This is a genomic window from Nocardia sp. NBC_01388 (assembly GCF_045040085.1).
Classification (GTDB): domain Bacteria; phylum Actinomycetota; class Actinomycetes; order Mycobacteriales; family Mycobacteriaceae; genus Nocardia.
The window spans coordinates 5709335-5734841 of sequence record NZ_CP109553.1 but is presented as its reverse complement, the minus strand read 5'-3'; the positions used below and the strand labels follow the sequence as shown (position 1 = coordinate 5734841).

Below are 25507 nucleotides of genomic sequence, written 5' to 3'. Positions count from 1 at the left end.
ATGCGGCAGGCCGGGGACGAGACGAATCGGAAATCCGTACTCGGATACGGACTATCGCCGGAACTCATGTGTCGTCCCTCACCTCCTTGCCGCCATGACGCACGAGGACGTCGTGAAACTCATCGCGTCAGACCGCGCGGGCAAGGGGGAAACATGGCCACGCACAACGGCGTAGCCCTGCACCCCTCTCGTCAGAGCTTCGGCACTGTACGACGTATCCGGGGGCTCGCGGCCCGGGGAAGCCACTTTGGATCAACCCTTAATCCGGGCTGATCTGTCCTAACCCTGGGCGTCTCTCGACGTCGTCGGATCAGTGGCCTGTGTTCGTACAGGAGCCTCGCCTAGCGAGGTGCTGACTCGGCAATGTTGAGCGTGCTCGGAGCGAATGTCAACTTCAGCCCGGTCGGTTCGGTTCGCGGATTGCCGGTTGACAAGCCGGGCGTAAGGGTTCTGAAACCGGGCGGGAACAGCATGAGGACACCCTCATCGACCACCCCAGAAGGATCCGAAGTCATGAAAGCGACATACTTTTCGACCGCCCTCGGTGCCGTCGCGGCGACCGTCACGGCCCTCGCGCTCAGCGCGGCCCCGGCGAATGCCGCGCAACTCGACCAGTTCGTCTCACCGTCCGGGAACATCGGCTGCCTCATCGGCCCGCACGGTGCGGAGTGCGAGATCAGGGACCACAGCTACGCCCAGCCGGTGGCGCCGGTCAACTGCCACGGCGCGTACGGCGATGTGTTCTCCGCACAGGACGGGACCTTCGCGCAGCTCAACTGTCACACCGATCAGCCCATCGACTTCCATTCTCGCGTAGTCGATTACGGCCAGCAGGTCCGCGAAGGCACCATGGTCTGCAGTGTCACCATGCAGTACGTCGAATGCGCCGACGGCACTACCGGCCACGGCTTCAAGGTGGCCCGCGAGTTCTACAACGTCTACTGAATCCGATTACCGGCCCGCGGTGGCAGACACTGACCGCGCTGGTTGGAATGTGCTGAGAGTCCGCTGTCACGCCTGGTGATAGCCGGATCATGACAATCTGCGTGCCCGCCGACCGGTGGGCACGCAGCGTTTTTCCGGGATAGGGTCGCCCCACCACCGGATTGCGCGAAGGTTTCACCGCTCGGCCGCATGGACAGGAGAGGAGCGTTGCTATAACGCTTCGTATTTGGCTGAGCAGTGCCGGGGCGGCAACCGCCCAGGTCATGCGCTTGCTGCGGGAGAACCCCGACGGGGTCGACGTCACCATGTACGCCAGCAATGTGGATCCGGGCGCGGCGGCGCTGTCGGTCTGCGATGTGCCGGCCGTCGAACCTCGCCACGTCGGTAATGACGAGTACGCGCAATTCGCGCTCGACTTCTGCCGGACCAACCGCATCGATGTCCTCATACCGCCGCGCCGCCTCGACGCCCTCGCCGGGCACGCCGCGGATTTCGCGGCGGTCGGTACCAGCCTGATGTGCTCGCCGCTGTCCGCGGTGCAGGTGCTGACCAGTAAAACGCGGACCTATGAAGCCGCCAGTGTCGCAGGCATTCCGGTGCCGCCGTGGCGCGTGGTGTCCGATGCCGACGGATTGCGTGCGGCCGTCGCGGAATTGTCAGCAGGAGGCGAGACCGTCTGCATCAAGCCGAGCGGTGAGTATTCGGCCTTCGGCTTCCGAATCCTGGACGATCGCCCGCTCAGCATGGCCAGCCTGCTGGCTCCGCCCCGCCCGGTGGCCTCGGTCGATGCGGTGGCCGAGGCCCTGCGGCGCTCGGCGGAGGAGGGCGAACCGGAGTTCGAACTGCTCGTCATGCCGTACCTCGATGCCCCCGAGATCAGCATCGACTGCCTCTCGGCGCCGGGAGGCGAACTGCTGGTCGGCATTCCGCGCTCGAAGCAGGGCCGCTTCCGCATGCTGCTGGACAACCCGGAGGTGGTCGACATCGCCCGCCAACTCGTCCGGCATTTCGAACTCGCCTATCTGACCAATGTGCAATTGCGCTACCGCAATGGCGAACCGGTACTGCTGGAAGCCAATCCGCGCCCCTCGGCGGGACTGTTCCAAACGGCCTTCGCCGATGTGAACCTGCCGTGGGCCGCGGTCCGGCTACTGCTGCAGGGCGATTCGGGCTTGCGTAATCCGCCGCGCCTGGGCGCCTGCCTCGCGGTGGCGGAAGCGGTCATGGAGGTCGCTCCGCGCCCGATCGTTCCTGATGCATTACCTCCGCCCGCGTCACCGATTCGAGTACCGGAACCGGCGGCCGATTCGTGGAGCGCCGGCCTCGCGGTCTGAGCCACCTGGCATTGTGGGATTCGGGATGTGGGCCCCACCATGATTGTGATTCATCCCGTATATCTGATGCTGTGATGTGTTCTGTGTCGACACCGCTTAACGTCGCGAGAGCATAAGAGTTGGTTGGAAGGTGGCAGTTAGCGTGATCGGTACCCAGGCCAAGCTTGATGAGCTGGCCAAGATCCTGGCGATCGCCGCGGAACCGGCGGGTGAGGCCGCGATCGCCAAGCGGGCGAAGAAGGGCATTCCCAGCGTTCGCGAGCGCGTGCACATGCTGCTCGACCCCGGGACGTTCATCGAGACCAGTGCGCTGGCCCGCCAGCCCGGTCAGCCGGATGCGCTCTACGGTGACGGACTGGTCACCGGTCGCGGGCGGATCGGCGGGCGTCCGGTAGTGGTGATCTCCCACGATCAGACCGTGTACGCCGGGACCGTCGGCGTCACCTCCGCCCAGAAGTTCATGCGGGCCTTGCAATTCGCGTTCGACAACGCGTGCCCCGTGGTGACGATCAACGATTCGGGCGGCGCCCGAATTCAGGACGCTGTGGGTTCCATCGCCTCGTTCGGCGATATTTCCCGGGTGCTGGAGAAACTGTCCGGCTACGTACCGCAGGTCTCGATCATTCTCGGCAAATGCGCCGCGGGATCGGTCTACGGGCCCATCAATACCGATGTGCTCATCGGCACCAAAGACTCCTACATGTTCGTCACCGGGCCGGACGTGATCAAGGCCGTCAACGGTGAGGACGTCAGCGCCGAGGAGCTCGGCGGCGCGGAGGTGCAGGCCAAACGCGGCACCCTGCATCACGTGGCCGAGACCGAGCAGGAGGCCTACGACTGGGCCCGCAATTACCTGAGCTACATGCCGACGAGCTGCGTCGAACAGCCGCCGATCGTGAATCCGGGCCTGGAACCGGAGATCACAGACTCTGACCGCGAGCTCGACAAGATCATCCCGGACTCCGATCGCGCCGGTTACGACATGCACGAGATCCTGCTGCGGCTCTTCGACGACGGTGAATTCCACGAGGTCCGCGAGAAGTTCGCGCAGAATCTGATCACGGGGTTCGCCAGGGTCGACGGTCGCCCCGTCGGTGTGATCGCCAGCCAGCCGCTGGTGCTCGGCGGTTCCATCGACGCCGCCTGCTCGGACAAGTCGACCTACTTCATCCGGCTCTGCGACGCGTTCAACATCCCCCTCATCTTCGTCGTCGATACCCCGGGCGTGCTGCCGGGCCTCGTGGAGGAAGCCAACGGCGTGATCATTCGCGGCGGTCGTGTCCCGCGCGCGATCATCGAGGCGACGGTGCCGATCATCAACCTGGTGGTGCGCAAGTCCTACGGCGGCGCGTACGGGATGATGGGCGCCCGTCAGGTCGGCGCCGATATCAGCTTCGCTTGGCCGACAGCGCGCATCGCTGTGATCGGCGCCGAAAGCGCGGTCGACCTCATCGGCAAGCGGCAATTGGCCGCCGTGGCCGAGGAACATCGAGCGGCCGCGCGCGAATTCATGATCAACCAGTACAACGCGACAATGGCCACCCCGTGGGTCGCCGCCGAACGCGGATACATCGACGCCGTCATCGAACCGGCGCGCACCCGCCTGGAGATCCGCCAAGCCCTCCGACTGCTGCGCGACAAATCACCGGTCAAGCCGGAGTTCAACCCCCGCAAGCACTCGATCTACCCGATGTAGGCCGGCTTCCGAGGGTGCCCTCCGTGGATCGGTCGACCCTGAGTTGGCAAGCCGCGGAGGGCCTTTCGCATATCTGGGAGTTCCCTCATCTGCCTTCCGCGGTCCGCCGGAACTGAGCGGGGCTGCAGCCGTGGTGTTTCCGGAACCATCGGGAGAAGTTTCCGAGTGCGGAGAACCAGCTGGACAATCGCTTCTCCACCATGACCGAGGTGCGCAAGGTCGCGTGGCCGGTCTACGAGACGCCGGAATACGATGCGGCGCATTTCCTTCAGGGCATCGCGGGCACTCTCGAACTGTTCCATCGCTCCACTCTCGATTTCCAGCGGGTGGCGCCACCCATCGAGTGCCCGACCAGCGTTACGCCTGTCAGCTCCAGCCGGTCCAGCAGTGCGGCCAGATCGTCTGCGAGAGTGTCGAATTCGTATCCGGCGCCCGGGTCGTCGGATCTGCCGTGCCCACGGCGATCGTAGGCGACGGCGCGGTGCCCGCGTGCGGCCAGATGCAACATCTGGTGCTGCCACATATCGCTGCTCATCAGCATGCTGTGCACGAAAACGACGGGGCTGCCGCTGCCGTAGTCACGGTAGAAGAGTTCGGTTCCATCCGGTACGGAGAAGTACGACATGTCAAGTCCCAATTCTGTGAAAGCTTCTTATTGTGAATAGGTTTGGCGCAGTGCGGCGGGAGTGACCCGGCGTCGGCTATTGAACGGCCAGTGCTTGTACGGTGATCTGGTAGTCCTCGCGGATTCTTCCGTCGCTGCCTAGCAGCAGGAAAACGCGTGCAGCCCAGGCGATTTCGCCCGCATCGGGGGTCGCCAATTGCAGGGTGAACAGGACCAGGTCGCCATGGCGGCGGGCATCAGCGGCGTTGACTGCGCGGTACAGGCCACTGGCGACGAATGCGTTGTGCGCCTCGGCAACTCGAGCATCGAGCTCGTCGAGTCCGGCGAAGTGGGCGCCCTCGACGTACTCCACGCCGCCGGCGGACCACAACGCGGCGATGGCCCGGCGCCGCAGTTCGGCGTCCGGCTCGTTCCAGAGCGTGGTGTAGTCCTCGACGAGGAGGGTGTGGTCGAAAGAAGTCGTTGTGTTTGTCATGCCATGACGATCGGCGCTGCCACTACAGGACAGTCAAGCCCGATGCGCGGGAAAACTCTCCCGTAGCGGGAGGCTGGCTTGGACCGCGCGCTATGCGCCACCGAGCGACATGGACGGCACCGTGGTCGTCGAGCAACCGTCTGGTGCGCCCTGCCCGGCCAGACGGTCATCGATCCAGCTCAAGGCTGCGGCAGTCGCGCTGAGTGCGAGACTGGCGTGCTCGCTCAATTGGTCTCGCGTATAGGTGATGTGCGCGCCCGATGCACACCACTGTGCCACCGCCCGGTCGGTCGGCGCGATGTGGACGATCTCGTCGTTCACGGCGTTGTAGAGGAACAGTGGCGCGGTCGGTGCCACGGGACCGAAGTCCAGGTCGGCAAACGATGCCTGTACCTGCTCGAACTGTCCAACCGCCCATGGAAACACCGGCCAGTCGTATTTCGGGAGCGTAGGTCGGGTGAACTTGCGCAACCCAGCGCGTACTGACCGCTCCGCCGGAATAGCCCATCGCAGCAACCGGAGTATCGGTGCCGGACAGGCCGAGCGGCGCGAAAGCCTCGGCGCTGGATCTCATCACGATCGAACAGATGTTGTCGTCCGGTCATGCGATTTCCGTACCCGACTGGGAGGGGCCGACAGGGTCGGTGTTTTCCCCGAGACAGCCGGGTTACGCCGCGCTCGACGGAGTGCGCGCACTGACCAGCGGTTTCTTAGCGGCCAACTGGTCGTCGACGCGGACTTCGCGCTGTGATCGCGGTTGGCGATCTCAGCCCCAATCATCGAGCCACAGTCCCGTCATGTTCCGGAACCGTTGCAGCCCCTTGGTGATGCAGGTCCCGAGACGTCACATCGAATCCAGGTTTGTGGCTATAATTCACTATCGATATATGGCTACATAGGAGTTGATCATGGACGTTGGAATTCGAGAACTGCGCGACAGTCTCAGCCGCCACCTGGCCGAGGTTCGCTCCGGCCATACCGTCACCATTACCGATCATGGACGGCCGATCGCCCGCATTGTTCCCGTCGAGCAGCCGACCAGGCTCGAACAGTTGCGGGCCGAAGGGCGTATACAACCGGCACGCAAGAAGAAGCAGCCGGCGCCGACGCCCGTCGATGGGCAGGGTGTCGTCAGCGAGCTTATCGCTGAGCAGCGCCGATGATCGGATACCTGGACACGTCGGCGTTCGTACCGCTACTGGTCAACGAACCGAGTAGTCAAGCTTGCCGCCGATTCTGGGATGATGCCGATGCCGTCGTCTCGAGCAGGATGCTCTATGTCGAAACCGCAGCCGCGCTAGCGCAGGCTCATCGCATGACACGCCTCGACGACGTGGGGTATGTAGCGTGTCGACGACTCCTCGACCAACTCTGGCCACAGATCGAGGTAACCGAGGTGGACGAGCCTCTGATCCTGCGCGCAGCGGAGTTGACGGACTCTCAGGCGCTTCGCGGTTATGACGCGGTCCATTGTGCGTCAGCCGAACAGTTGGAGGACGCAGATCTGGTCGCCGCATCGGGCGACAAACGTCTCCTCGAGGCGTGGAGAACGTTGGGAGTGGCGACCTTTGATACAAATGCGCCCGAGTCCGCGACCTGAGGTCGACGCTGGCTACGCGAGTTTCAGCGGGCGCTCTGAGCTGGGACTTGAGCTGACAGCTAGCACCCTGGGATTCGAACCTGCGACTCGCGCCTGCGGTTTCTTGGCCGCGCAAATCTACCTGCGAATCAGAAACATTGCCTGAACTGGGCGAATGGCGGTCTCAACTGTGCCCTCGGCAGGATTCGAACCTGCGACCTACCCTTTAGGAGAGGGTTGCTCTATCCCCTGAGCTACGAAGGCTGAGCCGGCGGCGCTGGGCCGACCTGAACGTCGGGGAGTCTACCTGGTTGGGGCTCGGGGGACAGCATCCCAGGGGTCGGGCGGGGTCAGGGTTTGGTGGCGACGGCGATGATGTAGTCGGCCCAGGGGCCCCAGGCGAGCAGGCTGGGGCGGCTGAAGGTGGCGTGCAGGACCGGGTTGACGCGGCGCAAGTCGCGGTCGCGGAGGCGTTTGCTGAGGTAGGTCGCCAGGGGTGAATAGACGTCGCGGCCAATCGAATACGCGCTGACGTTCTCGAAACCGGCGGCGGTGAGCGCCTTTCGGTAGTGGTGCAGGTCGTAGGCGGTGCGTTCGGCGCCGGGGCGGTGACCTTCCGGCACGCCCGGCCGCGGGCAGGGTTTCGGCCGGGGTGGCGGCGGTGGACTGTGCGGGCGAAGAAGGCGGCGTCGGTGAGACCCTCCGAAAGCTCGGATACGCCCCGGCGTTGTCGCCTGTGTCTCGGACGATCAATTGCCGGAGTGATGACAGTCTCAGACAGTTGAGTGGGGAGTCAAGGGTCCGCGCACACCCCCGCCGCCGCGTGTCACCGTCGTCCGGACTGTGTCTCCTCGTAGTCGGAAGGCTTGAATGTGTTTGTCTTCCAACGGAACAGCACCGTCGCACCGGGCCAGTTATTGGTGATGCGCCCGGAGGCGTTGCGGTACCAGCTGGAGCAGAAGTTCCACGGAGTGTCCTTCAAGCGGCGCTGCAGCCAGTCGTCCCAGGACTGTTCGACCTCGGCGCGCGCGGACAGGAATGTCCCGGGCTTGGGCGTCAGGTACTCCACCACCTGGCGGATGTACCGGGCCTGCGACTCCAGCATGTAGATGATCGAACCCGAGCCGACATTGGTGTTCGGCCCGTACATCATGAACAGATTGGGGAATTCCGGCACCGATATGCCGAGGTATGCGCGGGCGCCCTCCGCCGACCACGCATCGGCCAGCTTGCGACCGCCCACGCCGTAAATATTCATGGGCGCAAGGAATTCCGTGCCCTTGAAACCGGTGCCGTAGACGATCACGTCGACCGGATGCTCCACGCCGTCGGCGGTGCGAATGCCGGCGGGGGTGACGGCCTCGATGGCGGTGGTCTCCACGGTCACATTGTCCCGGCCGAGCGCGGGCATGTACTCGTTGGAGAACAGGCCGCGTTTACAGCCGGCCGCGTAATCGGGAGTCAGCTTGGCGCGCAAGGCCGGATCGGGCACCTGCTTCTCGCGATGCCGATCGGCCAGCTTGATCACCGGCGTCTTCATGGCGGGGATATCGGTGAGCGCCAAGGCGAGCACTTCGAAGAGCGACCAGATCGCGAAGCGTTCCGCCATGCGCGTGATCGGCACGTGTTTGAACAGGGCCTTGTGCATCGCGCTGTACTCGGTGTCGAACTTGGGCAGCACCCAGGCGGCCGAACGCTGGAACAGCGTCAGATGTGCGGCAAGCGGCACGATCGCCGGAATGTATTGAATGGCAGAGGCTCCCGTGCCGATGCATGCCACGCGTTTGCCCGTGAGGTCGACCGAGTGATCCCACTGGGCGGAGTGGAACGCGGCGCCGGTGAAACTGTCGATGCCGGGCAGGTTCGGCATGGCCGGACGCGAGAGCTGCCCCACCGCCGGGATGAGGATATCGGCGATATGGGTGACGCCATCGGTGGTGCGCACTCGCCAAATCCCGGCCTGCTCATCGAATTCCGCCTCGTCGACCTCGACGCCGAACTCGATCTTCGCAGGCAGGTCGTGTTTCTCCGCGACGGTGCGCATGTAGTTGTGGATATCGGCCTGATGCGAGAACCGGCGCGGCCAATCGGATTTCGGCTCGAAGGACCAGGAGTACAGCGGTGACGGGACATCGCAGGCCGCGCCCGGATAGGTGTTCTCGCGCCAGACGCCGCCCAGATCGGCCGCCTTCTCCAGGATGGTGAAGTTGGACACCCCGTGGCGCTGCAACTCCAGCGCCATGCCGAGGCCGGCGAATCCGGCGCCGATGATCAGGATGGACGGCTCACGATTCATAGCTCGACAGTAGAGGTATCAGCGCTGGTCAGTAAGGCATACCCGGACAATGAATCGGTATTTTCGGCCATTTCGACCGGGTTGGCCGCCGGGTGGGTAATCCGTGTCGGTGCGAGTGCGGGTCGCAGAAAAGCTTCTGGGACGGTGATCGCCGCCTGACCTGCGGTGCCGTACCCCGACTGGACAGCCTCCAGTCCCACTCCCTATATTCACGGAAGATCTTACTCCAATTTGCTTGTCCTGGTTAGTGATTGGCTATTCAGCGGCGCCGCAGGGGGCGTCGTTGCGACACCGGTCTTTTTCAGGACTTCGAGGCCGGCTGGTTGCCGCACAGGCGGTGGCGGGTCGGCGACAAGAACTGCGGGCGGCGAGAGTGGGGTTCGCCGCCCGCAGTTTCTTTTGCGGGCAGGTTGCCCTCAGTTGGTGCTCATCCCGGCCATGTCCGAATTCGGCTATTCTGCCGAGACGTGACTCAGTTCACTCGCACGTAGGGACATGTAGGGAGCGGTTGGGAAATGTTGAGCACCATGCAGGACGAGCAGCTGTCTCTCGCGACACTGCTGCGGTACGCCTCCACCTTTCAGGGCGACAGCACCGTGTCCACCTGGACCGGGGACGGGATTCGCACCCAGACTTACCGGGAGGTCGGCGCGGATGCGGCCCGCCTCGCCAATGCCCTGCGTGACCTGGGCATCGGCGAAGGTGACCGGGTCGGCACCTTCATGTGGAACAACAACGAGCACATGGTCGCGTACGTCGCCATCCCCGCCATGGGAGCGGTGCTGCACGCCCTGAACATTCGGTTGTTCCCCGAGCAGCTGGTGTACGTGGCCAATCACGCCGAGGACCAGGTGGTCATCGTCGACGGTTCGCTGCTGCCGATGTTCGCGCAGTATCTGCCGAATTTGAAGACGGTCCGGCACGTCATCGTCGCCAATGGCGATGCCGCCGCACTCACCGCGCCCGAGGGCGTGCAGGTGCACTCCTACGCCGAACTGCTTGCGGCACAGCCGGACACCTTCGACTTCCCGATCGTGGACGAGCGTTCCGCGGCGGGCATGTGCTACACCTCCGGCACCACCGGCGACCCCAAGGGCGTCGTGTACTCGCACCGGTCCAACTACCTGCACGCCATGCAGGTCATCTCGCCCAACGGCATGGGTTTCGACAATTCCGACACCGTGCTCGCCATCGTGCCGCTGTTCCACGCCAATGCCTGGGGCATTCCGTACGCGGCGCTCATGTCGGGCGCGAATGTGCTCATGCCCGACCGGTTCCTGCAGCCCGCACCGCTGCTGGAGATGATGGCGGTGGCCAAGCCGACCTTCGCGGCGGCCGTGCCGACAATCTGGGGCGGTGTACTGGCCGGATTGCAGGCCGCACCGCAGGACATCTCGCATCTGCGCACCTGCGTGGTGGGCGGCGCCGCGGTGCCGCCGTCCATGATGCGGGCCTTCCAGGAGCGGCACGGCGTCAAGCTGCTGCACGCGTGGGGCATGACCGAAACCTCCCCACTCGGCTCGGTGGCGCATCCGCCCGCCGGTGTCGAGGGCGAGGAAGAGTGGGCCTATCGCTATACGCAGGGTCGTTTCCCGGCGGGTGTGCAGGCGCGTCTGGTCGCCGACGACGGGACCGTGGTGGCCAATGACGGGCAGGCGCTCGGTGAGCTGGAGGTGAGGGGGCCCTGGATCACCGGGGCGTACTACTCGCCGACCGGCGCCGAGGTCGATCCGGACAAGTTTCACGACGGCTGGCTGCGTACCGGCGATGTCGGCAAGATCAGCGCCAATGGGTATCTGACGCTGGTGGACCGGTCCAAGGATGTCATCAAGTCCGGCGGTGAGTGGATCTCCTCGGTGGATCTGGAGAACGCGGTGGTGGGTCACCCCGCCGTCGCGGAGGCCGCGGTCATCGGCGTTCCGGACGAGAAGTGGGACGAGCGTCCCCTCGTCGCGGTGGTGCTGGCCGAGGGCGCCGAGGTGAAACCCGAAGAGCTGCGCGACTTCCTGTCCGACAAGTTCGCCAAGTGGCAGCTTCCGGAGCACTGGGCCTTCATCGACGAGGTGCCCAAGACCAGTGTCGGCAAGTTCGACAAGAAGCGGCTGCGTGCGCAGTACGCCGATGGTGCGCTGACGGTCACCACGCTGTCCTGATGCTGTGACGACGGTGCCCCGCCTCCCGGTTCCGGCGAGGCGGGGCACCGTGCGTCCGGCCGATTGTCCCTCTGGCGCGGGTACGCCCGTACCGTTAGTTTGAGGGCGGATGCCTGCAGTGGGGCGGGCACAGTGGTGATCGGGGCGCTTGTATGACACTCGGACTGATTCGTTCGCTAGGGGAGCGGGCCTATCTGGAGCTCGAGTCCGCGCGGCTGTTCATGGGCGCCGGGCTGGCGCGGATCGAATCGCCGGCCGCGCTGCTGTCGGCGGCCACCGCGCTGCTTCGCTACGGCACCCTCGCGGCCGGACTGCGGCTCTCCGCCGCGCGCTACGGCGGGCGGACGGCATTGATCGACGAGCTCGGCTCCCTGACCTTCGCGGAGCTGGAGGACCGATCCAACCGGCTCGCCAATGCCTGGCGTGAGCGCGGGCTGAAACCCCTTGAGGGCGTTGCCATTCTGGCGCGCAATCACCGCGGGATCGTGGATGCGATATTCGCGGCGTCCAAGTGCGGTGCGCGCATCATCCTGCTCAATACGGACTTCGCGGGTCCGCAGATTCGCGATGTGGCCACGCGTGAGGGCACCGATCTGCTCGTCTACGACGAGGAGTACGGCCATATGCTGGAGGAGGTTTCGCCGCGGCGGGGCAGCTATCTGGCGTGGACCCAGTCGCCCAGCGAGGACAGCCTGGAGGCGCTCATCGCCGCCGGCTCGCCCGATGCGCCACCGTCGCCCGGCGCCGAGCCCAAGATCATCCTGCTGACCAGCGGCACCACCGGCACGCCGAAGGGCGCACCGCGGCCGGAGCCGAAATCCCTTGCCTCCCTGGGCGGTCTGCTCTCCAAGGTGCCGTTCCGCGCGGGTGAGGTCACCGAATGCTGCGCGCCCATGTTCCATACGCTCGGATTCGCCTGCGGCATGCTGACTCTCGGCTTCGGATCCACCCTCGTGATCCGGCGGCGCTTCGACCCGCAGGTCGCCATCGACAGTGTGGCGCGCCATCATGCCAGCACGATGATCGTGGTGCCGGTCATGCTGTCCCGCATGGTGGATCTGGGCGGCAAGGGTGTCACCGGGCGTGATCTGTCCGCACTGCGCATTATCTTCGTGGCGGGGTCGCAGCTCGGCGCGCAGTTGTGCCGTGAGGTGACCGCCACCTTCGGTCCGGTCGTCTACAACCTGTACGGGTCGACGGAGGTCGCCTACGCGACCATCGCCACGCCTGAAGATCTGGCGGTGGAACCCGGCTGTGTCGGCCGCCCGGTGCTGGGTGCGCGCGTGGAAATCCTTGATACGCAAGGAAAGTCCGTACCGGTGGGGGAGACAGGTCGCATCTTCGTCGGCAATGTGATCCAGTTCGAGGGGTACACCGGCGGCGGGCACAAGGAGATCATCCGGGGCCTGATGTCCTCGGGGGACGTCGGCCACTTCGACACTGCCGGAAGGCTGTTCATCGACGGCCGCGATGACGACATGATCGTCTCCGGTGGGGAGAACGTCTTCCCCGCCGAGGTGGAGGAGTTGCTCTACACGCACGTCGCCGTCCGTGAAGTCGCCGTGATCGGCGTTCCGGACGAGCAATTCGGTTCTCGCCTCAAGGCTTTCGTCGTGGTGCACGAAGGGCAGGTCTTCAGCGAGGTCGAGGTGAAGGACTTCGTGAAGTCGAATCTGGCGCGGTACAAGGTGCCGCGCGAGGTGGTGTTCCTCGAGGAGCTGCCGCGCAACCCCACCGGCAAGGTGTTGAAGCGAAAGCTCCAGGAGGCATAACCACGGCTACCTGCCGGCGGGACTGTCTCAGCCCGCCAGCAAGGCCAGGAGTGCGGCGAATTCGGCCCGGGACAGGTAGCCGTCCCCGTCCAGATCCGCCTCGGCGATCAATGCCGCGGCCGAGTCGTCGCTCAGTGCGGGGCAGGTGCGCAGCAGCGATTCCAGCTCCTCCAGTTCGATCAGCTCGTTGCGATTCACATCGAACGTCTCGAAAGCCGCGTCCGCATCGGTGATCTCGACAGTCCGGCCGATCCTGGCGGCCTCGAACTCGGCCCGCGAGATCAGCCAGTCCCCGTCCGTGTCGGCCGCGGCTACCAGTCGCCCCACCGCATCGGCGTCGATATCCAGGCCCAAGGCCTCGATTCCGGCGAGGATGTCGCCGCTGGAGATCAACCCGTCGCCATCCTGATCCCACAGGTCGAAAGTATCGGTCGGCTCATCGGTCGCCACGGCTGCTCCTAGGAATGCTGTTTTCCGCTGTCCGGCTGCAGAATTGCGCACTCGGTGAGCAGCGGTCAAGGCCACGCGGGAATCGGCGCCGGATGGTCGTATGCTGAGCGCCTCGCGCATGGCAGGGATCGATGGGAGGACATGCGCCGGGAGAAGCCACACCGGGTCACTACCGACTCCGGAAGTTGCTCGGGCGGGGCGGCATGGGGCAGGTATGGCTGGCGGAGGACACTCGCATGGGGCGCGATGTGGCCCTCGAAGTACTACCGCCGGAACTGGTCGAGGACGAGGACTATCAGCGCCGGTTCCAACGGGAGGGACGGCTCGCCGCCCGGCTGCGCGGACCGCATATCGTTCCCATCCACAATTTTCGGTGAACTCGATGGGCGGCTGCGGCTGTGCCGCCGGTTGCCTCGTATTCGCCGTATTCGCCGGCTGCTCAGTACACGGACGAACGGCTGTCGAATGCGGCGGGTGTGGATTCGGGCAAGCCCAGGATCGACGCCGGCCGAGTGGCATGGTGGATCGTATTGTTCGTGCTCGTCATGTTTTTCGGGATGATGACGGTGGTGGGCATCATTATCTCCTTCACCGACCCGAAATTCGACGGGGGAGAGATCCTCATCGCGGCGGTGCTTTCGACCTGCCGTTCGCGATCTTCGTCTATCTGTTCGCTGTCGAGATCAAGAAGTTCCGGAAACGGTGAGCCGCGCGCATCGGCGCGGCCGGGGTTGCCGGTCGCGCCGATGCGGGGTTGCGCTCAGCAGTTACGTAGTTCGGGGCTCTGGTTGAGGAGCTGGGCGCGGGTGGAGATGAAGGTGCTGTAGGTGTCGCCGCCGACGGCGGTGAGCGGGAACGCTGCCACGCGATGGCAGTTCTGGAAGGCGAGCTTCACGCCGAAATGCCGTTCCAGCCCACCGCGAATGGCGTCGGAGGCCATGGCGCGCAGCAACTGGCCGCGTGCCACTTCGTCCGGCGGTGGAATGACATTGTCCGCGTATTCCTCGGCAGCACCGGAATGCAGGTCGGCAGCGACTCGGCTGACGACCTCATAGGCGTAGGGCAGCGAAGTCCGAACACATTCGACGAACTCTTCGTCGCTGACTTCACCGCGTTCGGCTCGCTCGAGCAGTGCGGTGGGTACGTCGAGTGACATATCGCTCTCCTCACGGGATGGCGGATGGTGTCAGCCGATTCTAGATGAAAAAGGTTGTCAACAACCCTGGATTCGAATCGAAAGTGCCTTGTTCAGAGCGGTTTTCGCATCCTCGGACAGTTGCCGCACCAGCTCGCCGGCCGGTAGCTCGGCTGCCAGTGAATGTGCCTGACCTGCCCAGAGATTCACTTCGTCGGCATTGCCCGAGGCGCGGGCGGCCGCACGCAAAGGCCCGGTGGCGTAATGGATTTCCGGATAGGCCGAGGGCGCGTCCCGGTGGTCGAGCATGAATTGATTGCGCAATCCGCGGGCGCGGCGACCGGTGAAGGCGCGCGTGAGCATGGTCGGGGTGTCGAGGGTGACGGCATCGCGGATCAGCGGCGCGGTGCCCGCCTCGTCGGTGCGCAGGAATGCGGTGCCGATCTGCGCGGCGGCGGCCCCGGCGACCAGCGCCGCCGCCACGGCCGCACCGGTGGCGATGCCGCCCGAGGCGATCAGGGGCAGGTCCACGGCGGCCCGCAGCAGCTGCAGCAGTGTCAGCAGCCCCAGCGGATCGGCGGTGTCGTCCTCCGGCCGGTCGGCGAAGCTGCCGCGGTGCCCGCCCGCCTCCGCACCCTGGGCGATCAGCACATCGGCCCCGACCTCGGCGGCAATGCGCGCCTCGGCGACCGAGGTGACGGTGACCCACACCTCCGATCCGGCCTCGTGCAGTCGCGCGATCTCCTTGCCCGAGGGGCAGCCGAAGGTGCACGACACGACCCGCACCGGATCGGTGATCAGCAGATCGAGCTTCGCGGCCCAGGCGTCGGTGTCGAATCTTGGCTCACCGATGGGGAATTCGCGGGCGAGGAGATCAACGTAGTCGCCGAAACTGGTCACAGGACTAGGTGCGGACGGGTAAAACAGATTCACACCGAATGCCGCGGAGGTGAGGGTGCGTGTCAGTTTTATCCGCCCACCGAGATCGTCCGCGCCGAGATATCCGGCGGCCAGGAATCCCAGTCCGCCCGCGTCGGAGACCGCAGCGGTCAATTCGGGTGTGGACGGTCCGCCCGCCATCGGGGCGAGCACGATCGGCGTATTCAGCTCGTCTAGAAGCACGCCGACAAGTGTGCGCTCCCGCCCCTTATTCGTGATCTACCGGTGGGCAGTACCACCTGGGATTTTCGAACGCAAGGTTGCGGAATGGTCACGGGCGAGTACTGTTTCCATCACAGCGATGCCGAATCGTTACCGGAACTTCGAACTCTAGGACGAACTTTGTCGCACCACAGAGAGACGGCGAACTCCGTATCCGTTCTGGATTTGCTCGATGATTCGGGCATCCACCGCATCGGGTCCGTCGCCCGAAAGCGACATCGGGCCGAACCCTCCACCGTCGACCGCGTCAAAGTAGCGGCCGGAGCCGCGGTCGCCGCGAGTGCCCTGATCGGCACCGCGACCCAAATGGTTCCGGCCCTCGCACACGCCGCACCGGTCGCCCCCAATCATGAGAACAAGCCGGCCGCTCAGGACTCCGACGCCGCCGTGCTGCGCGATGCCGCCCCGGCCGTCAAGCAGGCCGCCGAGGTCGCCGCCACCATCGCGGCTCCGGCCCCCGCCGGCGACGCACCCGTCGCGGCCCCGGCGCCCGCGCCCTTCGGTCTGCAGAACCTGCTGCCGGAGATCGCGAACCCGCTGGCGCAGGCCGAGGCGACGCTCAAGGATCTACAGCAGAAAATGGCACCCGCCGCCGCGGTGCGCCCGACCGCCGGTGTCATCAGCTCCGGCTTCGGCGCTCGCTGGGGCACCATGCACTACGGCATCGACTTCGCCGATGCGATCGGCACTCCTATCCACTCCGTCATGGGTGGAACCGTTCTGGATGCCGGTCCGGCACAGGGCTTCGGCCTCTGGGTGCGCGTCAAGCAGGACGACGGCACCACCGCTGTCTACGGCCACGTGAACGATATGTACGTGACCCGCGGACAGCGCGTCAACACCGGCGACGTGATCGCGACTGTCGGAAATCGCGGTGATTCCACCGGTCCCCACCTGCACCTGGAGATCTGGGACGCCGCTGGAACCAAGGAAGATCCGCTCCCATGGCTGGTCAGCAAGGGCGTAATCATGCAGCAGCAGTGGGGTCCGGACCAGTAGAGCGTTCACCCGCCCCGGCGAACGGGCGCTTCCCGGACCGGCGGATGCCGGTGGGCGCGGTGACGACACTGGATGATCTCTTCGACCCTGCCTCGCTGCACGGGCGCGCCTACGCGGTGCTCGTGCAGCATCCACGGTCGACCGCACTCGAAGTCGCCGAGCGTCTGGGGTGCCCGCCGCGCGTGGCAGAGGCGTCGCTGGAGGCGCTGTGCCAGTTGGAGGCCGCGGTGCGATTGACCGAAAGCAGCGGCACCGTGCGCTGGGATGCACATGCTCCGGAAGCCTTGTCGGAGGCCGAGACTCGGCGCCGCACCTCCGACGTGCTGCGCATGCAGTCGGCGGCGGCCCGCCTGGGTGAGACCTTCCGGTCGGTGCGGCGCACCACCGATGCCGATGGTGCCGTGGTGGCCGTCTACGAACGCCGGCAGCTGCTCGCCGATTTCGAGGATCTGCAGCACACCGCGCACACCTGTGTGAAGGTCGTGGAGCGCGGCCCGTTCCTCTCCGATGTGGAGACCGAGGAGCGGATGTTCGAGCTCAAGTCCGCGCGTATCACCTCGGGCATCGACTACCGCACGCTGTATCAGGAGACCATCTACCAGGACGCGGAACGGCTGCGGCATGTGCTCGCCACCAATGCCGCAGGCGCACAGGCGCGTACGCTGCCGGATCCGCCGATGAAGCTGATCGTGGCCGACGACCGCCGGGCGGTGCTGGTACTGCACTGCGATGAGCGGCGCGGTGATCCGATGGGTGTGCGGGTCGGCCCCTCGCCCACGCTGGATCTACTGGTGAAGACCTTCGATTCGCTGTGGTCCATGGCCACGCCGATTTCGGTGAACCCGTCCGAATCCCTCGACGAGCGCGATCGCGCCATCCTCACCCTCATGAGCATGGGCGCGACCGACGACACCATCGCGCGCCGGCTGGGGCTGTCCCGGCGGACCGTGGTGCGGCGGACCGCGAGCCTGCTGGAGCGGCTCGGTGCGAGCACCCGATTCCAGGCCGGGGTGCAGGCCACCCGACGTGGGTGGCTGTAATTGCCTGTGGTGCAGATCACAAGGCTGCAACGAAGGTCCCTGGTCCCCGATACTCTCTGAGCTCGAGCCGTCATCGCGGCACCGCGCGCCCGATATGATTGCTCAGTCCGCCAGCGTGGTTCGACCACCATTGTTCGTGGGTTGGCCGAAGGTCTTCGGCATGCGGACCAGCTAGACCCGAGAGGTGAATGCACTCGAATGGATACTGCCCGCCGTACAGCTCGCGGTAATCGTCGGCGTCGGTCCGGCAGCCCTCTTTTCGGGCAGCTCCTCACCGCCGCGGTCGAGTCCGCGGCCGATGCCATCGCCGTCCGGTTCAATCCGACCGGTGATCCGGCCGATCAGCGTGAGATCAGCTATCACGACCTGGACGCCCGTTCGTCCCAGCTGGCGCGGGAACTGATCGGGCGCGGAGTCGGCCCCGGCGATATGGTCGCCATCGGCATCACCCGGTCCATCGAATCGGTGCTGGCGGTGTGGGCCGTCGCCAAGACCGGTGCGGCGTACGTCCCCGTCGATCCCGCGTATCCGCCGGATCGCATCGAACATCTGCTGACCGACTCGGGCGCGGTGCTCGGACTGACGACGCGGGAGTACCGCGGAGCGCTCGGGACCTCCACCTACTGGATCGAATTGGACGATCCGGTGTGGACCGGGCGGATCGACGCGCATCCCGCGCACCCTATCTCCTATGCGGACCGGGTGCGGTCGCTGACCGAACAGCATCCGGCCTACGTCATCTATACCTCCGGCTCGACGGGTAAGCCCAAGGGCGTCGTCGTCACCCACACCGGCCTCGCCGGTCTCGCCGCCGCGGAGCGCGAGCACTACGGCGTCACCTCGGATTCGCGTGTGCTGCACGTGTGTTCGCCCAGCTTCGATGTGTCGGTGCTGGAGTTGCTGCTGGCTTTCACGGCCGGTGCGACCCTGGTGGTCGCCCCCGCCGGTGTGTTCGGCGGCGTGGAACTGGCGGACCTGCTCGGCCGCGAACGTGTCACCCATGTGCTGATCACGCCCGGCGCGCTGGAATCGGTGGACCCGTCCGGACTGGACGAGCTGAGCACCGTCGTGGTCGCCGGCGATAAGTTCGGGCCGGAGCTGGTCGGTCGCTGGGCGACCGGCATCCGCTCCTTCTACAACGGGTACGGGCCCACCGAGGCAACGATTCTCGCGACCAGCAGCGCACCGCTGCTGCCGCACGAGGGCATCACCATCGGTTCGGCGGTACCGGGTGTCGGTGCGTACGTGCTGGATTCGCGGCTGCGGCCGGTGCCGGACGGCGTGGTGGGTGAGCTGTACCTGTCGGGTCCCGCGCTGGCGCAGGGCTACAACCAGCGGCCGGGGCTGACCTCGGAACGCTTTGTGGCCAGTCCTTTCGGCGAGGCGACGGGTACGCCGGGGGCGCGCCTGTACCGCACCGGCGACCTGGTGAAGCGCACCTCCGCCGCGGGCGGCGACGCGGAGGCCGGCGGTGTCATCGAGTACCTGGGCCGCTCGGATTTCCAGGTGAAGATTCGCGGTCTGCGCATCGAGCTCGGCGAGATCGACAATGCGCTGACCGCACACGCCGATGTGGATTACGCTGCGACGCTGGGCAAGACGCTGCCGTCGGGTGTGACCGCGCTGGTCTCCTATGTATTGCCGCGTCCCGGAACCACTCTCGATACCGCCGAGCTGGCGAGCTTCATCGGTGAATCGCTGCCCGCGTACATGGTGCCCACCGCCATTGTGGTGCTGGAGGAGATCCCGCTGACCCCGGTCGGCAAGCTGGATCGGGCGGCACTGCCGGAACCGGTGTTCGCGGCCCGCGAGTTCCGCGCGCCGTCCACTCCCGCCGAAGAGGCTGTGGCACAGGTCTTCGCGACATTGTTGATTCCGGACAACCCGGAGGCGCGGGTCGGCGCGGACGACGACTTCTTCGAACTCGGCGGCAACTCGCTGCTCGCGGCGCAGGCCGCGGCGCGCATCGGCACCGCGCTGGGTACCCGGGTGCCCGTGCACGTGCTGTTCGAGGCGTCGACGGTCGCCGCCCTGGCTGCGCAACTCGACGGCGGCGCGGCCGTGACCGCGGGTCCGGCACTGGGTTCGCTGCCCCGGCCGGAACGGATTCCGCTGTCCTTCGCGCAGCAGCGCATGTGGTTCCTGAACCGTTTCGATCCCGACAGCGCGGTGGACAATATTCCGCTCGCGGTGCGGTTGAGCGGCGCCATCGATGTCGAGGCGCTGCGTGCGGCCGCGCGGGATCTGGTTGCGCGGCACGAGGTCCTGCGCACCATCTATCCCGAGGTCGACGGCGAGGGCTACCAGTTGGTGCTGGCCGCCGACGATCCCCGTGCGGTGCCGGAACTTTCACTGCTCGATATCACCGCGGCCGAGATTCCGGAGCGGGTCGCCGAGGTGGTCGGCGCCGGTTTCGACGTCACCGCCGCACCGCCGATTCGCCTGCGACTGCTGCGGACCGCCGCGCAGGAGCATGTGCTCGTCGCGACCGTGCACCACATTTCCGGTGACGGCGTCTCCATGGGTCCGCTCGCGCGCGATCTGGTGACCGCCTATGCCGAGCGGGCGCGCGGCGGGGAACCGCAGTGGACGCCGCTCGAGGTGCACTACGCCGATTACGCGGTGTGGCAGCGCGAGACGCTGGGCAGCGAGGACGATCCGGATTCGGTGCTGGCGCAGCAGATCGCGTTCTGGCGCGCAGCACTCGACGATCTGCCCGATGAGCTGGTGCTGCCCGCCGACCGGCCGCGGCCGCCGGTGGCCTCGTACCGGGGCGGGACCTTCGGATTCCGGATCACCGACGAAACCTATGCGGCGGCACGGCATCTGGCCGAAGCCCGCGGCACCACGCTCTTCATGGTGGTGCACGCGACGCTCGCCATCCTGCTGGCGCGACTGTCCGGCACCCGCGATATCGCCATCGGCACCCCGGTGGCGGGACGCGGTGCGGCCGAACTCGACGATCTCATCGGCATGTTCGTCAATACGCTGGTGCTGCGGACCGATATCGATCCCGCCACCAGCTTCGAGGATCTGCTGCACCAGGTGCGCGATACCGATATTCGGGCCTTCGGGCATGCCGACGTGCCGTTCGAGCGCCTGGTGGAACTGCTGGATCCGGCGCGCTCGCAGGCGCGCAATCCGCTGTTCCAGGTCATGCTGGCCTTCCAGAACATGGCGCCCACCCGGCTGGAGCTGCCCGGGCTGAGCGTGGCGGGCGCGGATCTGCAGATTCCGTTCGCCAAGTTCGATCTGCAGCTGACCATGCAGGAATCGCACGACGAGCACGGCGACGCCGATGGTCTGGCCGGCGAATTCTCCTATGCGCTGGATCTTTTCGACGAGCCGACGGTGGCGGTGTTCGCCGAGCGCTTCGAGCGGGTGCTGTCGGCCGTGACCGCCGATCCGGGCGCCTCGGTCGGAGATGTCACGGTCTTCGGCGCCCGGGAACGGCAGCAGGTCGTCAGCGACTGGAATGCCACCGGATTCGATCTGGAGGCGGCCGTCGGTCTGCCGCACGGTATTCCGGCGACGCTGGTGTCGATGTTCGACGCACAGGTCGCGGCCACCCCGAATGCCATTGCGGTGGTATTCGAGGACGAGCGGCTCACCTACCGCGAGTTGCAGCAGCGCGCAAATCGCCTGGCCCGCCGGCTCATGATGGGCGGCTTCGCCGCCGGTCCGGAATCGACTGTGGCACTGGCCATTCGGCGCTCCACCGAGCTCGTGGTGGCCATGTACGCTGTGGTGCAGACGGGCGCGGCGTATCTGCCGATCGATCCGGATCAGCCGCTCGACCGCATCGGCCACATTCTCGATACCGCGCAGCCGCGCCTGATTCTGACCACGCGCGCAGACGATTTCAGCTCGGGACGCGTGATCAATACGGCCCGGGTCGAGGATCTGGAGCAGGCCGCACAGGGTCTGAGCGCCGCGCCGATCGCCGATACCGAACGCACGGAACCGCTGCGGCCGGACAACACCGCCTACGTGATCTTCACATCCGGTTCGACGGGCAAGCCCAAGGGTGTGGCCGTGAGCCACCGGGCCATTGTCAATCGCCTGGTGTGGATGCAGGCGCGGTACCGCCTCGCCGCCGATGACGCGGTGCTGCAGAAGACTCCGGCCACCTTCGACGTCTCGGTGTGGGAGTTCTTCTGGCCGCTGCAGGCCGGTGCGCGACTGGTGGTCGCGAAACCGGACGGGCATCGCGATCCGGTGTACCTGGCGCAGATCATCGCCGAACAGGGCATCACCACAGCCCATTTCGTGCCCTCCATGCTCTCGATGTTCGCAGCTGCCCTCGGCGAGGTCGCAGAACCCCCACTCCAAGTTCGTGGCCCGTCTCGTTCTGGACTGAGTGGAGCGGGGGAGCGAAGCGGAGGAGCGGAGGGAGGGAAGAACGAGACTCCCGGGGCCACGAACCCCGCCGGAGCGGAGCGTAGGCAGAAGATCCAGCACCCCGCCGGAGCGGAGCGTAGGCAGAAGATCCAGCACCCCGCCGGAGCGGAGCGTAGGCAGAAAATACAGCACCCCGCCGGAGCGGAGCGTAGGCAGAAGATCCAGCACCCCGCCGGAGCGGAGCGTAGGCAGAAAATACAGCACCCCGCCGGAGCGGAGCGTAGGCAGAAGATCCAGCTGCGGCAGGTGTTCGCCTCCGGTGAGGCGCTGCCCGGCAGCACCGCGCAGAAGATCCGCGAGCTGACCGGTGCGCGGGTGCACAATCTGTACGGCCCGACCGAGGCCGCGGTCGACGTCACCTATCACGAGGTCACCGACGCGGACATCACCTCGGTGCCGATCGGCGCTCCCGTCTTCAATACCCAGGTGTACGTGCTGGATTCGCGACTGAACCCGGTTCCGCCGGGTGTCGCGGGCGAGCTGTATCTCGCGGGTGTGCAGCTGGCGCGCGGATATGTGGAGCGACCGGATCTGACCGCCGATCGGTTCGTGGCCGATCCGTTCGGCATCGGCGCGCGCATGTACCGCACCGGCGATCTGGTGAAGTGGGATGCGGCCGGTGCGCTGGAGTACCTGGGCCGCACCGACTTCCAAGTGAAGCTGCGCGGGCTGCGGATCGAGCTGGGCGAGATCGAGGCGGCGCTGCTGGCGCAGCCCGGTGTCTCGCAGGCGGTGGTCGTGGTGCGCGCCGATGTGCACACCGGCGATCAGCTCATCGGTTACGTGGTCGCGGATGCCGATGGTGAAGAGCTGAAAACGGCTCTCGCACAGTCTCTTCCGGATTACATGGTGCCGTCCGCACTGCTGGTGCTCGACGAGTTCCCGCTCAATGCCTCGGGCAAGCTGGACCGGAAGGCGTTGCCCGCACCGGTTTTCGAGGCCAAGGTGTTCCGGGCGCCGTCGACTCCCATCGAGGAGATCGTGGCCGGTGTCTTCGCCGAACTGCTCGGTGCGGACCGGGTCGGCGCGGACGACGACTTCTTCGAGCTGGGCGGTAATTCGCTCATCGCCACCCGGGCCGTGGCGCGGGTGAACGAGGCGCTCGATACCAATGTCGCGGTGCGCGAACTGTTCGAGACCTCCACGGTCGCCGGACTGGCCGCGCGTGTGGTGCCCGGTTCGGGCGTGGGCGCGCGGCCGCCGCTGGTGGCGGGCGAGCGCCCGGCGCGGGTGCCGCTGTCGCTGGCACAGCAGCGCATGTGGGTGCTGAACCAGTTCGATCCGGAGTCGGCGGCCTACAACATCCCTATGGCAATCCGCCTGCAGGGCGCGCTCGATGTGCCCGCGCTGCGGCAGGCGGTCGAGGACGTGCTGACCAGGCACGAGGTCCTGCGCACGTGGTATCCGGAATCGGCGCCGGGCGCGGCGGCGTATCAGGAGATCCTGTCGGTGGCCGAGGTGCTGCCGGACGGTCTCGAGGTGGAGCGGGCCGAGGACATCGGCGCCCGGGTGGCCGAGCTGGTCTTCACCGGATTCGATGTGGCGCAGCGTGTTCCGCTGCGGGTGCGGCTGATCACCGGCGATGATCCGGACGACTACCTGCTGGTGCTGGTCGCCCATCACATCGCGGCCGACGGTGCCTCCATGGCTCCGCTGGCGCGCGATCTCATGGCCGCGTACCTGGCGCGCAGTGCGGGCCGGGAGATCGGCTGGTCGCCGCTGTCGGTGCAGTACGCCGATTTCGCGGTGTGGCAGCGCGCGGTGGTCGGCGTCGACGAGGACGAGAACTCCCTGGCCGCACAGCAATTGGCGTTCTGGCGTGAGCAACTGGCGGACCTGCCGGCTCCGAGTCTGCCGCTGGACCGGCCGCGCACCGCGGCCTCCTCCACGGCGGGCGCGTTCGCGGACTTCCGGCTGCCCGCCGAGGTGCACGTCGCACTGAATCGTATTGCGCGACAGCACAATGCCTCGCTGTTCATGGTGGTGCACGCGGCCGTGGCGGCCTGGCTGGCCCGGCTGTCGGGTAGTACCGATGTGGTCATCGGCACCGCCGTCGCCGGTCGCGGTGAACGGGCCCTCGACGATCTGGTCGGCATGTTCGTCAATACCTTGACGCTGCGCACCCCGGTCGATCTCGATGCGCCGTTCGATGTGCTGGTCGCGCAGGCCCGGGAGACCGACCTGAACGCCTTCGGTAATGCCGATGTCCCGTTCGAGCGGGTTTCCGAGGTGGCGGCCGCCGGTCGCGGCGCCGCGAATCCGCTACTGCAGGTGGTGCTTTCGCTGCAGAACACCGAGACTCCGGTGCTGGAACTGCCGGGGCTGCGGGTGTCAGCCATCGATACCGAACTGGCGGCGGCCAAGTTCGATCTGCAGATCAGCATGGAGCCGCGGTCCGGCGCCGACGGTGCGCTGGGCGTGCTCGACGTGATCTTCGCCTATGCCACCGACCTTTTCGACGAGGCGACCATCGACTCGTTCGGCCGGGTGCTGGAGCGGATCCTGCTGGCCGTGGCCGCCGATCCGCATGCGGTGGTCGGGGATATCGAACTGCTCGGCACACCGGGTTCCGGGGTGGCCGCGGCACCGCGGCCGATTCCCGAACCGGCGGCTCCGGCCGCCCGGGGCGCCGCGCTGACACAGGTCCTGACCTCCGCGGTCGAGGATGATCCGGACAGTCCGGCGCTGGTGTGGGGCGAGGACTCGGTGACCTATCAGGAACTCGACGCCCGCTCCTCGCGGCTGGCCCGGGTGCTGATCGCGCACGGCAGCGGACCGGGCGCGGGTGTGGTGGTCGGTCTGCCGCGCAGTGTGGATCAGGCCGTGGCGACCTGGGCCGTGCTCAAGACCGGCGCCATGCTGGTGCCGCTCGCGGCGGCCGATGCACCGGGTCTGGACGTCAAGGTGGGTATTACCGTGGGCGTCGTGCCCGCGACGGCGGCGGGCATCGATTGGCTGGTGCTCGACGATGCGGAAGTGGCCGCTCGAGTTGCCGCCGAATCCGCGCGCCCGGTCACCTACGCCAGTCGCACGCGCGCGCTGCGTGGGGTGGATCCGGCGTACCTCGCGTCCGGTGGCGTCCTGACCTACGACGCACTGGCCGCCGCCGCGGATCGCGCCCGCGACACCGCCGAAATCACCTTCGAATCCCGGACCTTCCACCAGGGTGCGCCGGGATCGGCGCTGGCCCTGGTGGAGCTGGTCGCAGCCGGTGCGGCGGGAGCCTCGTTCGTACTCGTCGATCCGGCAGCCGCCGACCTGTCCGCGGCGCTGGGCGATGAGTGGGTTACCCATCTGTTCGCCGACGCGTCCGGTCTGGCCGACCTGGACCCTGCCCCGTTCGAAGATTTACAAACTGTGATTCTCGCCTCGCGTGCCGATGCGGAGGCATGGACGTCCAGCGTGGTAGTACTCCCGGGGCTAGCAGATGTTGACTTGCACTGAGC

The 25507-nt window shown here is 66.4% G+C and carries 21 protein-coding genes, 1 tRNA gene, 1 pseudogene and 1 riboswitch; of the genes and pseudogenes, 12 read left to right on the top strand and 11 right to left on the bottom strand.

Annotated features, from left to right (window positions below):
• Window positions 1-176 precede the first annotated feature (176 nt).
• Window positions 177-356, bottom strand: a riboswitch (M-box (ykoK) riboswitch).
• Window positions 357-513: 157 nt separating this feature from the next.
• The 3 genes from OG716_RS27790 to OG716_RS27780 all read left to right on the top strand — a co-directional run bounded on the left by OG716_RS27790 (window position 514) and on the right by OG716_RS27780 (window position 3975).
• Window positions 514-945, top strand: coding sequence for a DUF6636 domain-containing protein (locus tag OG716_RS27790; protein WP_405133588.1), 432 nt, complete (start codon window positions 514-516; stop codon window positions 943-945).
• Window positions 946-1208: 263 nt separating this feature from the next.
• Window positions 1209-2279 carry an ATP-grasp domain-containing protein gene (locus OG716_RS27785; protein WP_405133587.1) on the top strand — a complete coding sequence of 357 codons (1071 nt, stop codon included), beginning with the start codon at window positions 1209-1211 and terminating at the stop codon, window positions 2277-2279.
• A 142-nt stretch (window positions 2280-2421) separates the two neighbouring features.
• Complete coding sequence (locus tag OG716_RS27780; RefSeq protein WP_405133586.1) at window positions 2422-3975, top strand: acyl-CoA carboxylase subunit beta; 1554 nt, start codon at window positions 2422-2424, stop codon at window positions 3973-3975.
• Between the two features lie 268 nt (window positions 3976-4243).
• Here the strand turns inward: OG716_RS27780 and OG716_RS27775 are convergent, their stop codons facing one another.
• The 4 genes and pseudogenes from OG716_RS27775 to OG716_RS27760 all read right to left on the bottom strand — a co-directional run.
• Window positions 4244-4483 (bottom strand): alpha/beta fold hydrolase, encoded by a 240-nt coding sequence (locus OG716_RS27775; RefSeq protein ID WP_405139939.1) that lies wholly within the window; start codon window positions 4481-4483, stop codon window positions 4244-4246.
• Between the two features lie 193 nt (window positions 4484-4676).
• Window positions 4677-5075 (bottom strand): hypothetical protein, encoded by a 399-nt coding sequence (locus tag OG716_RS27770; RefSeq protein ID WP_405133585.1) that lies wholly within the window; start codon window positions 5073-5075, stop codon window positions 4677-4679.
• Between the two features lie 90 nt (window positions 5076-5165).
• Window positions 5166-5432 carry a lipase family protein gene (locus tag OG716_RS27765; protein WP_405133584.1) on the bottom strand — a complete coding sequence of 89 codons (267 nt, stop codon included), beginning with the start codon at window positions 5430-5432 and terminating at the stop codon, window positions 5166-5168.
• 106 nt (window positions 5433-5538) lie between these two features.
• A pseudogene (locus OG716_RS27760) lies at window positions 5539-5583 on the bottom strand (hypothetical protein); the annotation flags it as partial.
• Between the two features lie 79 nt (window positions 5584-5662).
• On the opposite strand from OG716_RS27760, the gene OG716_RS27755 reads away from it, so the two are divergent.
• From OG716_RS27755 to OG716_RS27745, 3 genes are read left to right on the top strand one after another with little or no spacing between them, the layout of a single operon-like run.
• Window positions 5663-5974 (top strand): lipase family protein, encoded by a 312-nt coding sequence (locus OG716_RS27755; protein WP_405139937.1) that lies wholly within the window; start codon window positions 5663-5665, stop codon window positions 5972-5974.
• A gap of 9 nt (window positions 5975-5983) precedes the next feature.
• Window positions 5984-6238 carry a type II toxin-antitoxin system Phd/YefM family antitoxin gene (locus tag OG716_RS27750; RefSeq protein WP_405133583.1) on the top strand — a complete coding sequence of 85 codons (255 nt, stop codon included), beginning with the start codon at window positions 5984-5986 and terminating at the stop codon, window positions 6236-6238.
• The gene (locus OG716_RS27745; protein ID WP_405133582.1) at window positions 6235-6675 is read left to right on the top strand and encodes a type II toxin-antitoxin system VapC family toxin; all 441 of its coding nucleotides are present in this window, start codon (window positions 6235-6237) and stop codon (window positions 6673-6675) included. Before OG716_RS27750 ends, OG716_RS27745 begins: the two co-directional genes overlap by 4 nt.
• 170 nt (window positions 6676-6845) lie before the next feature.
• Here the strand turns inward: OG716_RS27745 and OG716_RS27740 are convergent.
• The 3 genes from OG716_RS27740 to OG716_RS27730 all read right to left on the bottom strand — a co-directional run bounded on the left by OG716_RS27740 (window position 6846) and on the right by OG716_RS27730 (window position 8950).
• A tRNA-Arg gene (locus OG716_RS27740) sits at window positions 6846-6918 on the bottom strand.
• Between the two features lie 86 nt (window positions 6919-7004).
• Window positions 7005-7277 carry a hypothetical protein gene (locus OG716_RS27735; protein ID WP_405133581.1) on the bottom strand — a complete coding sequence of 91 codons (273 nt, stop codon included), beginning with the start codon at window positions 7275-7277 and terminating at the stop codon, window positions 7005-7007.
• Window positions 7278-7480: 203 nt separating this feature from the next.
• The gene (locus OG716_RS27730; RefSeq protein WP_405133580.1) at window positions 7481-8950 is read right to left on the bottom strand and encodes a flavin-containing monooxygenase; all 1470 of its coding nucleotides are present in this window, start codon (window positions 8948-8950) and stop codon (window positions 7481-7483) included.
• A 515-nt stretch (window positions 8951-9465) separates the two neighbouring features.
• On the opposite strand from OG716_RS27730, the gene OG716_RS27725 reads away from it, so the two are divergent.
• A complete protein-coding gene (locus tag OG716_RS27725; RefSeq protein WP_405133579.1) occupies window positions 9466-11103 on the top strand; it encodes a long-chain fatty acid--CoA ligase in 1638 nt (545 codons plus the stop codon).
• 152 nt (window positions 11104-11255) lie between these two features.
• On the top strand, window positions 11256-12875 hold the full coding sequence (locus tag OG716_RS27720) for an acyl-CoA synthetase (protein ID WP_405133578.1): 1620 nt from the start codon (window positions 11256-11258) through the stop codon (window positions 12873-12875).
• Between the two features lie 27 nt (window positions 12876-12902).
• Here OG716_RS27720 and OG716_RS27715 read toward each other — a convergent pair whose 3' ends face one another.
• Entirely contained in the window at window positions 12903-13325 is a 423-nt protein-coding gene (locus tag OG716_RS27715) for an EF-hand domain-containing protein (protein ID WP_405133577.1), read from the bottom strand.
• A gap of 203 nt (window positions 13326-13528) precedes the next feature.
• On the opposite strand from OG716_RS27715, the gene OG716_RS27710 reads away from it, so the two are divergent.
• Entirely contained in the window at window positions 13529-13702 is a 174-nt protein-coding gene (locus OG716_RS27710) for a hypothetical protein (RefSeq protein ID WP_405133576.1), read from the top strand.
• 62 nt (window positions 13703-13764) lie between these two features.
• Here OG716_RS27710 and OG716_RS27705 read toward each other — a convergent pair whose 3' ends face one another.
• The 3 genes from OG716_RS27705 to OG716_RS27695 all read right to left on the bottom strand — a co-directional run bounded on the left by OG716_RS27705 (window position 13765) and on the right by OG716_RS27695 (window position 15582).
• A complete protein-coding gene (locus OG716_RS27705) occupies window positions 13765-13902 on the bottom strand; it encodes a hypothetical protein (protein WP_405133575.1) in 138 nt (45 codons plus the stop codon).
• Between the two features lie 183 nt (window positions 13903-14085).
• The gene (locus OG716_RS27700) at window positions 14086-14481 is read right to left on the bottom strand and encodes an SCO5389 family protein (protein ID WP_405133574.1); all 396 of its coding nucleotides are present in this window, start codon (window positions 14479-14481) and stop codon (window positions 14086-14088) included.
• 57 nt (window positions 14482-14538) lie between these two features.
• A complete protein-coding gene (locus tag OG716_RS27695; protein ID WP_405133573.1) occupies window positions 14539-15582 on the bottom strand; it encodes a nitronate monooxygenase in 1044 nt (347 codons plus the stop codon).
• A gap of 159 nt (window positions 15583-15741) precedes the next feature.
• On the opposite strand from OG716_RS27695, the gene OG716_RS27690 reads away from it, so the two are divergent.
• The 3 genes from OG716_RS27690 (at window position 15742) to OG716_RS27680 (ending at window position 25505) form a co-directional block, all read left to right on the top strand.
• Window positions 15742-16620: a M23 family metallopeptidase gene (locus tag OG716_RS27690; protein WP_405133572.1), complete on the top strand. Its 879-nt coding sequence runs from the start codon at window positions 15742-15744 to the stop codon at window positions 16618-16620.
• Between the two features lie 59 nt (window positions 16621-16679).
• The gene (locus OG716_RS27685; protein WP_405133571.1) at window positions 16680-17660 is read left to right on the top strand and encodes a LuxR C-terminal-related transcriptional regulator; all 981 of its coding nucleotides are present in this window, start codon (window positions 16680-16682) and stop codon (window positions 17658-17660) included.
• A gap of 198 nt (window positions 17661-17858) precedes the next feature.
• The gene (locus OG716_RS27680) at window positions 17859-25505 is read left to right on the top strand and encodes an amino acid adenylation domain-containing protein (RefSeq protein WP_405133570.1); all 7647 of its coding nucleotides are present in this window, start codon (window positions 17859-17861) and stop codon (window positions 25503-25505) included.
• Window positions 25506-25507 lie beyond the last annotated feature (2 nt).

Excerpts from the sequence above, each read along its gene's own strand:
- OG716_RS27790 (WP_405133588.1), top strand. The coding sequence starts at position 514 with ATGAAAGCGACATACTTTTCGACCGCCCTCGGTGCCGTCGCGGCGACC.
- OG716_RS27785 (WP_405133587.1), top strand. The coding sequence starts at position 1,209 with ATGCGCTTGCTGCGGGAGAACCCCGACGGGGTCGACGTCACCATGTAC.
- OG716_RS27775 (WP_405139939.1), bottom strand. The coding sequence starts at position 4,483 with ATGTTGCATCTGGCCGCACGCGGGCACCGCGCCGTCGCCTACGATCGC.
- OG716_RS27770 (WP_405133585.1), bottom strand. The coding sequence starts at position 5,075 with ATGACAAACACAACGACTTCTTTCGACCACACCCTCCTCGTCGAGGAC.
- OG716_RS27755 (WP_405139937.1), top strand. The coding sequence starts at position 5,663 with ATGTTGTCGTCCGGTCATGCGATTTCCGTACCCGACTGGGAGGGGCCG.
- OG716_RS27750 (WP_405133583.1), top strand. The coding sequence starts at position 5,984 with ATGGACGTTGGAATTCGAGAACTGCGCGACAGTCTCAGCCGCCACCTG.
- OG716_RS27745 (WP_405133582.1), top strand. The coding sequence starts at position 6,235 with ATGATCGGATACCTGGACACGTCGGCGTTCGTACCGCTACTGGTCAAC.
- OG716_RS27730 (WP_405133580.1), bottom strand. The coding sequence starts at position 8,950 with ATGAATCGTGAGCCGTCCATCCTGATCATCGGCGCCGGATTCGCCGGC.
- OG716_RS27725 (WP_405133579.1), top strand. The coding sequence starts at position 9,466 with ATGTTGAGCACCATGCAGGACGAGCAGCTGTCTCTCGCGACACTGCTG.
- OG716_RS27720 (WP_405133578.1), top strand. The coding sequence starts at position 11,256 with ATGACACTCGGACTGATTCGTTCGCTAGGGGAGCGGGCCTATCTGGAG.
- OG716_RS27710 (WP_405133576.1), top strand. The coding sequence starts at position 13,529 with ATGGGGCAGGTATGGCTGGCGGAGGACACTCGCATGGGGCGCGATGTG.
- OG716_RS27705 (WP_405133575.1), bottom strand. The coding sequence starts at position 13,902 with ATGCCCACCACCGTCATCATCCCGAAAAACATGACGAGCACGAACAAT.
- OG716_RS27700 (WP_405133574.1), bottom strand. The coding sequence starts at position 14,481 with ATGTCACTCGACGTACCCACCGCACTGCTCGAGCGAGCCGAACGCGGT.
- OG716_RS27680 (WP_405133570.1), top strand. The coding sequence starts at position 17,859 with ATGGATACTGCCCGCCGTACAGCTCGCGGTAATCGTCGGCGTCGGTCC.